We start from the raw sequence: 12,905 nt of genomic DNA, 5'->3' as shown, positions 1-12,905 counted from the left end.
ATTTGCCCTTAAACTGCTTATTATGTAAATAAAATGAACTACGGTAAAATATCAGTCTTAGGAAATTGATTTCTATGGATTAAGCCACCACTCAGCAATTCAGAATGAGCCATTTGATTACCCTGGATTTTTCGTTTACCATGCACCCGCAATTCTTTTTTGAAATTTTGTTCAAATTGAAGAGCACTCGACACTTCAATTGATGTTCACTCAATCCATTTGTCGATGTTCTCCTGCAACGAGGACTCGAGACGAATACGCTAGTGTTCTAGCGGCTATTTTGAGTTAATAAGGGGTAATTATGGTAGCAACTGCTTCAAACATGCTTCCATTAGGAAGTAAAGCACCTGATTTTACTTTAGTAGATACACGCAATGATCAATTGGTTTCCCTTGGACAGATTAAATCACCCATTGCAACAGTGATTATGTTTTTGTGTAATCATTGTCCTTATGTGAAACATATTCAGACAAAAATAGTTGAATTAGCCGAAACTTATCAGAAAAAAGGGATTCAATTTGTTGCAATCAGCTCCAATGATGCCGAAAAATATCCTGCTGATGGCCCAGAACAAATGCGAATGGAAGCGGAAAACTTTCATTATTCTTTCCCTTATTTATATGATGAATCACAAGAAGTAGCCAAAGCCTATAAAGCGGCGTGTACCCCTGATTTTTATATTTTTGATAAAGAAATGCTTTGTGTCTATCGCGGCTGTTTGGATGAATCAACCCCGGGAAATAACAAACCGGTAACTGGCTCGCATTTACAAAATGCCCTGGATAATCTCCTTGCTGGAAAACCAGTGAGTCCAGAGCAAAAGCCAAGTTTAGGATGCAATATTAAATGGAAGTAAAGCATTGCTTGGCTGGTTTGAGCCACAAAATCTCTTTCTCTTCAGGTTTTCTTATACCGACGGGTGTAGAAGATGGAGTTGGGTGCGGCCAGGACTACTCGTAGACAGTATCCTGGCTGCATGCGCCAGAAAAACCATGTTATGGCTTTTAAACTTAAAATTTATCCGGATCGGCCATTTCCCAATGAGATTTATAACTCTGAGGAATATCGGAGCCTAATAGTTGTCCAGGTGTAAGATATTCATATATTTCATTAAATGTTTTGACTTCTTGCACGCTGACTCGCCTCATGATGTGGATGGGTTTTAAATCGCTGGGATTGTCTAAACCGAGCGCGCCAACCATTTCTAAAAAGCTTTTCACGGTGTTTTTATGGAAATTGGCGACATAATGTTTTTTCTGATCGACAACGAGGCCATATTGTAAGCGTTTATTTTGCGTGGCTACTCCGGTGGGGCAAGTATTTGCATTACATTGTTTCGTTTGTAAGCAACCGGTAGCCATCATCATTGCGCGTGCAGAATTACACATATCAGCACCCAAAGCGATATTAGTCAGAATATCAAATCCATTCGCAATCTTACCACTACAGATAACACGAATTTTATCCCTTACATTAATCCCTACTAAGGCATTGTGCACAAAGACTAACCCTGCTTCCAATGGTGAGCCTATAAAATTAATGTATTCTTCAGGCGCAGCCCCAGTTCCTCCTTCTGCACCATCAACAGTAATAAAATCAGGCAGGATATTGGTTTTTAACATCGCTTTACATATGGCGAGAAATTGATCTCTTCGACCCAGACATAATTTAAAGCCAATCGGTTTGCCATGAGATAAATCGCGTAATTTTTTTATGAAATAAAGTAATTCTACAGGAGTGGTAAAAGCAGAATGAGCTATAGGAGAGAGTACATCGTGACCCATAGGGACTTTTCTTACTCTTGCAATTTCCTCCGTTAATTTGGCAGCAGGCAAGATGCCTCCATGAGAGGGTTTGGCTCCTTGCGAGATTTTTATTTCGATCATTTTTACTTCTTTACGATTGGCTTCAGCGGCGAACTCTTTTTCGTCAAAATTCCCTTGTGCATCACGACAACCAAAATAGGCAGTTCCAAATTGAAATACCAGATCGCCACCTTGTAAATGATAGGCGCTTAACCCTCCTTCACCGGTGGCTTGGTAAAAACCACCAATCTGCGCTCCTTTGTTCATGGCCATAATTGCTTTGCCAGACAGCGCTCCAAAGCTCATGCTGGAAATATTAAACCGAGAGGCACTATAAGGTTGGAGACAATCTGGCCCACCTACCATAATTCGTGGTTCGACCTCCGAAAGATGTTTCGGAGCTAAAGAGTGTAGGGCCCAAGTATAGCCAACACTTAAAATATCGCGCTCGGTGCCAAAAGGGACTGTGTCGCGAGTATTTTTGGCGCGCTCATAAATAAGAGAACGTATTTCACGATTAAATGGAAGTTCGCTTTCATCAGTAGCAATAAAATATTGTTGAATTTCTGGACGTAGAAATTCTAAAAAATAGCGCACATGTCCCAAGACGGGAAAGTTACGCAGAATGGTATGTTCTTTTTGAATCAAATCGTAGATCCAAAGCACCATAACGGGAATGAGAAAAGCGAAAAACCATTCGATGCTATGGAACATCGCAAAGAGGGCAAGCGTAAATAATAAGGCTACTCCAAATCCTATATACCATTGGCGTCTCATTTTTAAGTCCTTTTAATCAAGATCTATTGTCCCTCTTATTAAAAATTGTTGAAAAAATCGCAGCTCTTTCCAGCGAAGGCGGTAATCTATTCCCAATTTGGCATGGTGCCTAATGTATGGATTCTCACCTTTATGGGAATTATAGAAACAGCTTGGTGCTTATCCTATTCTTCCACACTATCTAATCAACAAAGCCCGCATCATAAGAGAAGAATTATGTGGGCTATCTTTCCCGCGAAAGACGCGGGAAAATTTTTTGCAAATCCAGAATAAATCAATTAATCCATTTCTGGAATTCGTTCTATCATCTCTCCACCCACCATTTTATTGATTTTATTTTCTAGGGAGTTAATAAATTGAGTGACCTGATGTTGCTGGTGTGCTTGTTTGTTTTTACAGAGGATCAACTCATGACTAATATCCAGTGCCGCGAGCAATAAGGCTTGGAAATTGTCCAACTGTTTCGATTTCTTTTTATTAATCATGATTTGATGATTTAATTTTTGCACCGCAAGCAATAAATTGGGTTCTTCACCTTCCGGGCATTTAATTTCATATGTTTTATTGAGTAGTTTAACAGTACACGATTTCATCTGCGTCATAATAAGACCTTTGCAATTCCATAGAGAGCTGTTATGAATAGTAACAATTTTGCTCGCAAGCAGCAATTAGTAGGATGAACGCTTGCATTAAATCGGGTATCATGGGGTATTTTTTCTATAAATGAGTTAAATATGTCTGAAGAAAGAGAACATTTGCATTTACCTGATTATGATGAATTTTCTGCATCCATTTCTGTTTTAATGCTGCATATATCAGCCAGCTTATTGCATGGGATGATGTGCGGCTACCTATGTGCTGGCGCGGACAGTCAAGGAGAAGCTTATTTACGTGCTTTATTAAATAATAAAAAAGATGAGGCCAGTCGCAATGCTGTTTTAGCCATGTTTGCTGTTTTTTCTATAAGCCAGCAACAAATTAACAGTTTGGATTTTGAATTTCAAATGATGCTTCCTGATGAAGAGGAATCTTTATTGTTAAGGGCACAAGCTTTTAGTGAGTGGTGCGAAGGGTTTACCCAAGCATTAACTTTAGCTGGCATAGGTCTTAACCAATTGCATGAAGAAGAGGCTCAGGATGCATTTCAGCATCTTATTGAATTTGCTGAACTTGATTGTGATACCTTGGATGTTGATGAAGAAGATGAACGTGCATTAATGGAAGTCAGTGAATATGCGCGGATGGCAGTACTTCGTTTGCATAGTGATTTAATTATGAATGAAAAAGAACGTGGTGGTCATACTGGAATAACTCATTAAAAAGGAAGTTACAATGATTTCCCAACAAGAATACCAAATAAGAAGAAATAAACTAGCGCAAAAATTGCCCGCTGGCAGTATTGCCATTATCCCGGCGGCGCACGAAGTATTACGTAACGGTGATGCGCATTATCGCTTTCGTCAGGACAGTAATTTTTATTATCTCACCGGATTTAATGAGCCTGATGCTTTATTGGTACTTATTGCAGGAGCAGATACTCAGAGTGTGTTATTTAATCGTACACGTAATCCTTCGGAAGAACAATGGACAGGAAAACGTCTTGGACAAGATGGGGCGCTTTCTGAGTTGGGCATGCACGCTGCTTTTCCTATAGACAGTGTTGCCGAAGAGCTACCTAAATTGTTAAATGGTAAGTCAGCCATTTATTACGCACTGGCTCGAAATCCAGAGATGGAAAAAACGATCATGCAGTCATTGAAAACCCTTAAAGGTCAAGTACGACGCGGGGTTAAGGTGCCAGACCAGTTATGTGACTTGGAGCCTATATTAGGTGAAATGCGCTTATTTAAAAGCGATGCGGAGCTGGATTTAATGCGTCGAGCAGCGAGCATTTCCGTGAAAGCACATCAACACGCAATGCGTCGTTGCAAGCATTTGGAACATGAATATCAGCTTGAAGCAGAGCTTGTTTATGAATTCAGTCGTCATGGTTGCCGAAGTGTCGCTTATGATCCTATTGTGGGCAGTGGTGAAAATGCGTGTATTTTGCACTACACAGAAAACAACAAACCTTTGCATCGAGGCAGCTTGGTTCTTATTGATGCAGGAGGGGAGTTTGAAAATTATGCTGCTGATATCACCAGAACCTTTCCCATCAATGGCAAATTCAGCCCCGAACAAAAAAGTATTTATGAATTGGTGCTCAAAGCCCAAAAAGCGGGGATTGCGGCGATTAAGCCGGGTCTTCAGTGGAATGAGGTACAACAAATCATGGTCCGCATTCTCACTGAAGGATTATGCGCCTTGGGTATTTTACAAGGAGATGTAAAGGAATTGATTGCCCAAGAAGCATACAAACCGTTTTACATGCATAATTCTGGACATTGGTTGGGATTGGATGTTCATGATAGCGGTCTTTATAAAATTAATGGTGAATGGCGTGCTTTAGAACCCGGGATGGTTTTAACGGTTGAGCCAGGCTTATACATTAGCTCAAACAGTGCGGGAGTGGATAAGCGTTGGTGGGGTATTGGTGTACGTATTGAGGATGATGTGGTAGTCACGAAAACAGGGCATGAAGTATTGACTGCCGCATTACCTGTGGATGTAGATGAAATTGAGGCATTAATGCGTGATTAATAAAGAGACTGATATACTGATTATTGGAGGAGGCTTAACCGGCGCCACTTTAATGCTTGCCTTGCAAGGGTTAGGGTATAGTACTTTATTAGTAGAAGCTAAGCCTTTTAGTGATAAAATAAGTCCTGATTTTGATGCACGCTCTCTAGCACTATCGCCCGCGAGTCGACGTATTTTAAGGATGCTTGGCGTTTGGGATCTTCTTAAAGAGCATGTAACCGCTATAGAGATGATTCATGTTTCCGATCAACATCACTTTGGAACATCACGCTTGCAAGGCGAGGTGGATTCTCCTTTGGGTTATGTTGCTGAAATGCAGCACATCAATCAGGCTTTGCATCAACTGCTGCCTCATGACCAGTTGATTGCTCCAGCGAGTTTACAGACGTTGGATTATGAAAACCATTCGGCGACCGTTCTCACTGATTCGGGTGAAATAAAAATTAAGGCAGGCCTTATTGTTGCTGCTGATGGTGCTCATTCGGAAGCGCGTCGTTTTTGTTCCTTACCTTCCAAAACCAAGCTCTATAGCCAACATGCAATTGTAGCTAACGTGGGCTTGCAAAAGCCACATCAACATCGCGCTTACGAACGTTTTACCAGTTATGGTCCTTTGGCGCTTTTACCGATGCAAGAAAATCGCATGTCTTTGGTTTGGGCTGTGCCTCCCAAGGAAGCAGAACGCCTATTGTCTTTATCTGAGGGTAATTTTTTACAAGAGTTACAAGGCGCATTTGGTTATCGCTTGGGTCGTTTTGCCAAAGTGGGGAAACGTTTTTCCTTTCCTTTACAACAAGTTTTAATGCCAATACAAACCAAATGGCCCGTAGTGTTTGTTGGTAATGCGGCACACACCTTGCACCCTGTAGCAGGACAAGGATTTAATCTTGGACTTAGAGATGTAGCGATGCTTGCACAATGCATCGCCGAGAGGGGACTCAATGCAGAAATGCTCCAGCATTACGTGCAATTAAGATCCCATGACCAAAAAGCCATCACTCATTTAACCGATGGTTTAATCCAAGTGTTTACTAGCCGTTTACCTGGATTGGGAATTGTGCGTGGGTTAGGATTGATTGCTCTTGATAATATCCCTGCCTTGAAGAATCTTTTAGCACGATATGCCCGAGGATTTGGGGGAGTGATTCCTGATTTAGTTTGTGAAATTGCTTTGCCAAAGCTGCAAAAATAGTTATGAAGGAAATGAAATGAGTCTGCAATTTAATGTATTAATCATTGGTGGTGGTATCGTGGGCCTAACTGCGGCCTTAGCTATGGCTCAACGTGGTTTCACGGTAGCAGTGATTGATGCGGGTTCATTAAAAGTCAAAAATTCACAATCTGATACCCGAGTTTATGCGATTAATCATGCTTCACAGGCTCTCTTGCAGCAATTAAATGCCTGGCAATACTTGGAGAGTGCCCGCGTTTCTCCTTATCGTCGCATGTATGTTTGGGATGCTGAAAGTAAAGCCCATATTGATTTTGATTCACGTCACGTGGGTGCACAGAATCTAGGGAATATCATTGAAGAGTCCGTCTTAAAACACGCTTTACTGCAGCAAGTTGCTACCCAATCTTCCATTCATTTATTCCCTGAGTGCCGCGTGGAAGAGGTTTTTTGCGAAGAAACTGGAGTTCGAGTTTGCAGCAAGCAGCAGACTTGGGAAGGGCAATTGTTAATGGTGGCCGATGGGGCCCATTCTCCAGTCCGTCACCAACTCAAGGTGCCCTTAAACAGCTGGTCGTATGCGCAACACGCACTGGTTGCAACGGTGTCCGTAGAGCAAGCGCATCAGCAGACTGCCTATCAAGTGTTTCGCGCGGATGGTCCTTTGGCATTTTTACCCCTAGCGGATGCACACCAATGCTCCATCGTATGGTCTACCAAACCCGCGCATGCTGAGCAATTAATGAATCTCTCAGAACCGGAGTTTAATGCCTGCTTAACTGAAGCTTTTGCGAGAAAGCTGGGTCAGGTCGAAGTCATCAGCACACGTCATCAATTTTCTTTACAAATGAGACATGTCAAACACTATGTGGGAAATCGCTGGTTACTTCTGGGGGATGCAGCCCATACAATCCATCCTTTGGCCGGATTAGGTTTAAATTTAGGGCTGGCTGACGTAAATTCCTGGATGGATTGTTTGAATGCTGCTCATGGTACCCTGGTATCCAAAAAGGCATTAGGCGCTTATCAACGCGAGCGTAAAAATGCTGTATGGCAAACGATTTTGTTAATGGAAGGCTTTAAGCGCTTATTCAGTAATTCTTTTATGCCCCTTGTTACTTTGCGTGGCCTGGGTTTAAATGTATGTAATGGATTATCCCCTATAAAACGGTTATTTATCCAACATGCGCAGGGCACTCACCAATAAAATTCCAAAAAATGCCATTAACGTACTTTGACCTGCATGGAGGCGTGCCCGCAAAAAATAGTGTCTTAGGCCATGTCTTTAGCTCGCAGATGGATGAACTATTCAAATTCATTTTTCCTGATGATTGCACTGAAAGAGCTTGAGATTTTCCGGTACGCGCATGGGCATGCATAGATCACGTCAATGAGCACCTCTTTGATGGAGGTTAGGTGAAAATTAAGATTCATTGCTCATCCAGAAAATAGCTGGACAGGTTATTTTTTTTCACTAAAATTCGTGGCAAATAAAATGACGTAGAATCAATATGCCCAAAAATATTAAATTTTTGAACAAAGGAGTTCAGCTGCAAGCCCAAGAAGAAATGTTAGCAGAACAATTGTTATTTTTTCCTGACAGTGCAGAGTCTCAATTAAGACTATGTAATTACGTAAAGGATCAATGCGACCAACCCGACTTTAATTATTTACCCACCGATTATGATCAAGGGGTAATTATAGCGGCTATTCCCAATCTTGGTTCCAATCAACTGGGAGTCTATGCAGCTAAATCGTTTGCTAAAGGAGAAATTGTCGGTGAAATCAAAGGTATAGATTTATTCGGTGTAAGGCCTGGCTCTAAAATGGACCGAGTGGTCAAGGACTATCAAGGTGATTCTACTTATGTGTGGAAATTAAATTTAGATGATAATGATGAATATGCAGTAGTCATTGATATGCTGAAAGCAGGCTCTCATACACGTTGGGTTAATCACGCGGGAAAGCCTAATTTAGAAGTAAAGGTCATTTGTCGTCGATGGAAAGACGAGTATGGTACCACTCAATTTGATTATCATGCCTATTATGTCGCGGCCAAAAAAATTGCTTTTGCTGATGAGTTAACAATTTCTTACGGGGATGAATATTTTACAAAAGAACGTCCGCAAATTTGGCGCCAGCCACAAACTTTGATTGAAGTCCTGCAGGATTTGGCTAAAACACAAGATCAAGAAATGAATCCTGAAGAAATAAATACACGTGAAGAAATAAGAGACTTTTTTCATTTATTAACTCAGAAAGCGGTTCAGCGCAAAAGAGAACATAAAAAGCAATTGTATTTAGATCGAAATTTAGATCCTAAGATTTATGATTTGAATAAAGTAGAAGATGTGGCACGTTTTCAGACAAATCAAAAAATGGAGCTAAAAAGAAACTCATCTTATCATTTACTTATAGCACCTACGGTAAGAGGGAATGGGGAAATCCGTTACTCTCTATTTAGTGGCCAGACAATTCCTGCGAGAAAACGGCTCTGCCAACTCGTTGGCCAGAAAATGGATGATGTGCCAGAAAAAGGGATGAAATTATGGGCGAAACAACGTGATCTAGACATGAATTATCTAGTTCAATCAGGCGGAGGGGGATATCTCTATACTAAAAATCAAGCGTCAGAAGCCTATTGCATAGAAGGTGCCCAACATCGAAGTCAGATGAATGTACGTTTTGATTTTGCATCGGATTCATACGTAACGACACGCCAAATTCAACCTGGGGAAGAAATTCTTGCCTATTACAGTGATTATGATTATGGCGCTTTACCTAGCTCTTTACCTCAAATTGTCGCTGATTTTAATGAATCACAATATTATTACAAGGCTACCTGGAGTGAAAACGAACTGGCTATGGAGCATGTGATCCCCAAAACTCCGGGTTATAATATAGAAGAAACTGAGGAGCCCTCGTACAATCCATTTAAGGATGAGCTAACGAATGAGTGGATTTTGCAATCTAATTTTGAGTTCGATGAGAATGAGCGAATTCTAACCCCTGGCTATGATTACAATGCGTTAGAGCACGAATTTTCTCCACTTGTGGCCGAAGCTTGTGCAGATAATGACAGCAGCCATAAAGCGAACTTAACTTCTTGGAGTCCCACCTTCCAATTTGGGGAAAATAATTCGAGCAAAAAAAGGAAGCTCGCTGAACTGAGCGAGGACGAAGAAAGTAAGACAATGGTTATTTAAGACGATTTTTTTCAATCCGAACGCAGGGATCTCTTGAATGTGGCATTTATCCTGTATCGAAAATGTGTCATCAATTAGGAGATCCTTGGTCGTAAACTCCTCAGAGTTTGATGCGCTTCTTAGATATTTTTTTGAGCGACCTCATACCCAAGGTAGTGAAGGTACGCATACTGTAGCATCATGCTCTTCGATGGGAGATACCCTCATTATCGCTCGGGAGGCGGAACACATGACCAACAGGCGCTATTATTTTAAGCGGGCAAAATGTTCTCGACTAAAGGCTACTTTTTCGGCTACTGATTCGTTAGGGTGTTCCTGATAGTGCGCTTCGATTGTTCGGTAACGTTTCAAACCACCCTCCCTATTCGCAATTTGGATATTTAGGCCAGGCCGGGCATTGAGTTCGAGCATTAAAGGTCCTTGTTCTTTATCAAGGACTATATCTACTCCAAGATAACCCAGGCCAGTGAGGTCGTAGCAACTGGAAGCAATCTCCAGTATTTGGTTCCAATAAGGCACTTCTATATCCACAATAGGATTGAGCGTATCTGGGTGATAATCAATGATGTCATTATGAAATACCCCACCAAGGGTTTTTCCCGTAGCGAGATCTACTCCAACACCAATTGCGCCTTGATGTAGATTGGCTTTCCCACCAGACAAACGTGTTGGCAGCCTCACCATGGCCATAGCAGGATAACCCAGTAAGCTGATAATTCGAATATCAGGAATGCCTTCGTAGCTTACCTCAGCAAATACCGGATCAACTACTACTCGTTTCTCTATAATTGCATAATCTGAGGAGCCACCAAGACTGTACGCCCCTGAGAGCAGGCATGATAAATGATAGCTCAGCTCCTGAGTTGTGGTTAACTTTCCATTAATTTGTCGATAACGTCCATAGACTTTATCTTTAAACACTAAAATACCATCGCCACCTGAGCCCCGCGCGGGTTTAACCACAAAATCGTTATAAGGCTCTAAGCGTTCTTCTATGGTTTTAATTTGTTGTTCTGTTTCAATAATATCGTATAAAGGGGGAACAGCGATTCCTGCCTTTAGAGCCAATTTTTTTGTTTTTAATTTATCATCAACAAGAGGGAACAATTTTCTTGGATTGTAGCGTAATACAAAATCAGTATTACGCTGGTTAATACTGAGTATCCCATGATTTTTTAAGCGACGAAACAGCGTAATCATTCTACATGTCTCGCAAGTGATTTAAAGCGCTTCAGCTCAAATAATCGGTATCCTCGATATTGTCCGAACCACAATATCAAAGCGAGCAGAACTAAAAGAAGCTCGGGGAACGCAAAGACAAGGTATTGTAATGGTTCATAGCTCATTGCCCAATAAGAAATTACGGCCGCGACCAGACTTCCTACCCCCGATTTTATTGCTTCGGAGGCACCTCGCTCATCCCAGGTAATGCACATACGTTCTATGGTCATGGTTAAAATGACCATAGGGAATAAGGCAACTGATAGTCCTATATCTAATCCTAGATTTTGACTGATGACACTTATAAAGATCATCAGCAAAATGACAACAGTCAGAATTGCCGCGAGCCTTGGAACCAATAGCAACCTTAATTGATCCAGATAAAAGCGTGCCAGCAGACCAAAAGATACAATAATGACAAAGAGGGAAATCCCCCAGATTACATGAGTTTCTCTAAAGGCTAAAGCAATTAAAACGGGCATAAAAGTACCAAATGTTTTAATCCCGATAAAGTTACGCAGAATCAAGATAATAAAAGCACCTATAGGTACTGTTAATAAAATTTTATAAGTTGCCTGTACGTTGACGGGTAGTTGCAATAAAGAGAAGCGCAATAATTGTGAGTCTGATTGTAGACCTCTCGATTTGGCGATACTTAAAGCATTTATGGGGGTAGGAGACACCGTTAAACTAAATTGAGCTTTTTTACCACCAATTACATTAAATACAGGTTCATTACCATATTGCCAGACAAGAAAATCTTTAGGCAATCCGGCGCTACCTGTTTTAGGATTGATATAAACCCAATTTTTGCCATTAAAGACGGCCAAAAATGAACTGAGCTCAGCCTTGCTTTTTTGGGATAAATAAATTCCTTTTACCGGAATCGCTGCAATTTTAGACTGGTTCAAAATAAGGATTGCTGCATTAATCAGGCGTTCATCGCTAAAATCATTGCCGGTCAATAACTTGGCATTCCCATCTTTTTTATTCAGTTCCTTAATTGTACTTTGGGCAAAAGTTTTAATGTCTGCCGAGGATTGTCTTACTTGGTTAGTAATGGTTTCTACTGCAGATTTTTGGCTTTCTTCAAGCGGCTGTGTTTTGACTGCCGGTGGGGTTCCTAATGAAGATTCATTTCCCTCAGTTTGCCGGAAAATTGCCCTGTAATATAAGGATTGTGGGCCATGTGCGCGTCTGATAGACCATACTGTTTCCCGATTATCACCATTTAAATTGGTTGTTACCCCATAACTCCTTGATACAAAATACTCATCTAAAATCGCAAAATGTGTCGGTAAATAGGGTATATTAAAACTCGCCTTAATTGGTGTATTCGGATCTGCAACAAAACGCAAATTCGACTCAACCGTCCAACTATTTATTGTTTCAGTGTCAGTCAGTGGCACATCAAGTATAAAGTGTCGGTATAAAAAAATCCCTGTCCCTAGGATAAATAAAGTCAAAATAAGTCCATATACATGACGCGCATTATTTTTCATTATTTCTTAAGACTCTGATTTCTTAACGTAAATGTCAGTGCAGGATTTACCGCACCATTAAAAGCAATAATTGCATCTCTTCCTAAAAGCAAAGGGTAGAGGAAGCGTTTGCGATTGGTTAAATTGACTTTAATCGTTCTAACTTTATCTCCGAGTTGTATGGAGAGCAGTACAACAGGACGTTTGATGGGGGCGTGTGCCAGTATTTCTGAACCATGCTCTCCATCACGAACTTTAATTTTGACTCGGCCTTTGTATTCTGCCTCAAATTGAAAATCTCCGGTTTTCGTTGGAACCGTAAAACGCAAATAAGGAACGCCATTTTTAGTAATTTCGGTAATATTGGTCGCATTTAATGACGCTGACTTAGCTCCGGTATCCAGTTTTGCTGAGAGTGTTAAATTTTTATCTGGAAATGTAACTTTCTCAACATAGCCGTAAATTTGTGTTTCATTCGATGCCATAACAGGTCCAGTCATTAGTGCTGCAAAAATAAAGAGAGCTAGTATCGATCTCATTTAATCCTCTTTCCTGAGTTGTTATAATTATTAGTGCAATATCGTAGCAGGTTTTGCCTCTTAAG

General features: G+C 40.9%; 11 protein-coding genes. 6 read left to right on the top strand and 5 right to left on the bottom strand.

Going from position 1 to position 12,905, the window contains the following annotated elements:
* The first annotated feature begins 301 nt into the window (after window positions 1-301).
* Window positions 302-856 carry a thioredoxin family protein gene (locus EL022_RS02800; protein ID WP_028381516.1) on the top strand — a complete coding sequence of 185 codons (555 nt, stop codon included), beginning with the start codon at window positions 302-304 and terminating at the stop codon, window positions 854-856.
* Window positions 857-1,010: 154 nt separating this feature from the next.
* Here the strand turns inward: EL022_RS02800 and EL022_RS02795 are convergent, their stop codons facing one another.
* Together EL022_RS02795 and EL022_RS02790 are read right to left on the bottom strand one after the other, a co-directional pair.
* Window positions 1,011-2,582, bottom strand: a complete 1,572-nt coding sequence (locus tag EL022_RS02795) for an FMN-binding glutamate synthase family protein (protein ID WP_028381517.1) — start codon at window positions 2,580-2,582, stop codon at window positions 1,011-1,013.
* Window positions 2,583-2,860: 278 nt separating this feature from the next.
* On the bottom strand, window positions 2,861-3,184 hold the full coding sequence (locus EL022_RS02790) for a cell division protein ZapA (protein ID WP_028381518.1): 324 nt from the start codon (window positions 3,182-3,184) through the stop codon (window positions 2,861-2,863).
* 132 nt (window positions 3,185-3,316) lie between these two features.
* Here EL022_RS02790 and EL022_RS02785 point away from each other — a divergent pair, with 132 nt between their 5' ends.
* From EL022_RS02785 to EL022_RS02765, 5 genes are all read left to right on the top strand, one after another.
* Window positions 3,317-3,901, top strand: coding sequence for a UPF0149 family protein (locus tag EL022_RS02785; RefSeq protein ID WP_028381519.1), 585 nt, complete (start codon window positions 3,317-3,319; stop codon window positions 3,899-3,901).
* A gap of 13 nt (window positions 3,902-3,914) precedes the next feature.
* Entirely contained in the window at window positions 3,915-5,222 is a 1,308-nt protein-coding gene (gene pepP / locus EL022_RS02780) for a Xaa-Pro aminopeptidase (protein WP_028381520.1), read from the top strand.
* Window positions 5,215-6,414 carry a 2-octaprenyl-6-methoxyphenyl hydroxylase gene (gene ubiH / locus EL022_RS02775; RefSeq protein ID WP_028381521.1) on the top strand — a complete coding sequence of 400 codons (1,200 nt, stop codon included), beginning with the start codon at window positions 5,215-5,217 and terminating at the stop codon, window positions 6,412-6,414. The genes pepP and ubiH overlap by 8 nt, the downstream gene beginning before the upstream one ends.
* Before the next feature lie 16 nt (window positions 6,415-6,430).
* Entirely contained in the window at window positions 6,431-7,600 is a 1,170-nt protein-coding gene (locus EL022_RS02770; RefSeq protein WP_028381522.1) for an FAD-dependent oxidoreductase, read from the top strand.
* Window positions 7,601-7,904: 304 nt separating this feature from the next.
* Window positions 7,905-9,599 carry an SET domain-containing protein gene (locus EL022_RS02765; RefSeq protein WP_028381523.1) on the top strand — a complete coding sequence of 565 codons (1,695 nt, stop codon included), beginning with the start codon at window positions 7,905-7,907 and terminating at the stop codon, window positions 9,597-9,599.
* Window positions 9,600-9,845: 246 nt separating this feature from the next.
* On the opposite strand, the gene EL022_RS02760 is transcribed toward EL022_RS02765, so the two are convergent.
* The 3 genes from EL022_RS02760 to EL022_RS02750 are packed head-to-tail and all read right to left on the bottom strand — an operon-like array spanning window position 9,846 to window position 12,840.
* A complete protein-coding gene (locus EL022_RS02760; RefSeq protein ID WP_028381524.1) occupies window positions 9,846-10,799 on the bottom strand; it encodes an alpha-L-glutamate ligase-like protein in 954 nt (317 codons plus the stop codon).
* The gene (locus tag EL022_RS02755; protein WP_028381525.1) at window positions 10,796-12,322 is read right to left on the bottom strand and encodes an inactive transglutaminase family protein; all 1,527 of its coding nucleotides are present in this window, start codon (window positions 12,320-12,322) and stop codon (window positions 10,796-10,798) included. The genes EL022_RS02760 and EL022_RS02755 overlap by 4 nt, the downstream gene beginning before the upstream one ends.
* On the bottom strand, window positions 12,322-12,840 hold the full coding sequence (locus EL022_RS02750; RefSeq protein ID WP_028381526.1) for an ATP-dependent zinc protease family protein: 519 nt from the start codon (window positions 12,838-12,840) through the stop codon (window positions 12,322-12,324). The genes EL022_RS02755 and EL022_RS02750 overlap by 1 nt, the downstream gene beginning before the upstream one ends.
* Window positions 12,841-12,905 lie beyond the last annotated feature (65 nt).

The sequence above is a fragment of the Legionella cherrii genome (genome assembly GCF_900635815.1).
Lineage (GTDB): Bacteria > Pseudomonadota > Gammaproteobacteria > Legionellales > Legionellaceae > Legionella > Legionella cherrii.
The sequence above is the reverse complement of the archived record's forward strand: the minus strand, read 5'-3'. Positions and strand labels throughout refer to the sequence as shown.

What these genes read in the sequence shown, in the direction of transcription:
- EL022_RS02790 (WP_028381518.1), bottom strand. Translation starts at nt 3,184, where the DNA reads ATGACGCAGATGAAATCGTGTACTGTTAAACTACTCAATAAAACATAT.
- EL022_RS02800 (WP_028381516.1), top strand. Translation starts at nt 302, where the DNA reads ATGGTAGCAACTGCTTCAAACATGCTTCCATTAGGAAGTAAAGCACCT.
- EL022_RS02760 (WP_028381524.1), bottom strand. Translation starts at nt 10,799, where the DNA reads ATGATTACGCTGTTTCGTCGCTTAAAAAATCATGGGATACTCAGTATT.
- EL022_RS02795 (WP_028381517.1), bottom strand. Translation starts at nt 2,582, where the DNA reads ATGAGACGCCAATGGTATATAGGATTTGGAGTAGCCTTATTATTTACG.
- pepP (WP_028381520.1), top strand. Translation starts at nt 3,915, where the DNA reads ATGATTTCCCAACAAGAATACCAAATAAGAAGAAATAAACTAGCGCAA.
- EL022_RS02770 (WP_028381522.1), top strand. Translation starts at nt 6,431, where the DNA reads ATGAGTCTGCAATTTAATGTATTAATCATTGGTGGTGGTATCGTGGGC.
- EL022_RS02755 (WP_028381525.1), bottom strand. Translation starts at nt 12,322, where the DNA reads ATGAAAAATAATGCGCGTCATGTATATGGACTTATTTTGACTTTATTT.
- EL022_RS02750 (WP_028381526.1), bottom strand. Translation starts at nt 12,840, where the DNA reads ATGAGATCGATACTAGCTCTCTTTATTTTTGCAGCACTAATGACTGGA.
- EL022_RS02785 (WP_028381519.1), top strand. Translation starts at nt 3,317, where the DNA reads ATGTCTGAAGAAAGAGAACATTTGCATTTACCTGATTATGATGAATTT.
- EL022_RS02765 (WP_028381523.1), top strand. Translation starts at nt 7,905, where the DNA reads ATGCCCAAAAATATTAAATTTTTGAACAAAGGAGTTCAGCTGCAAGCC.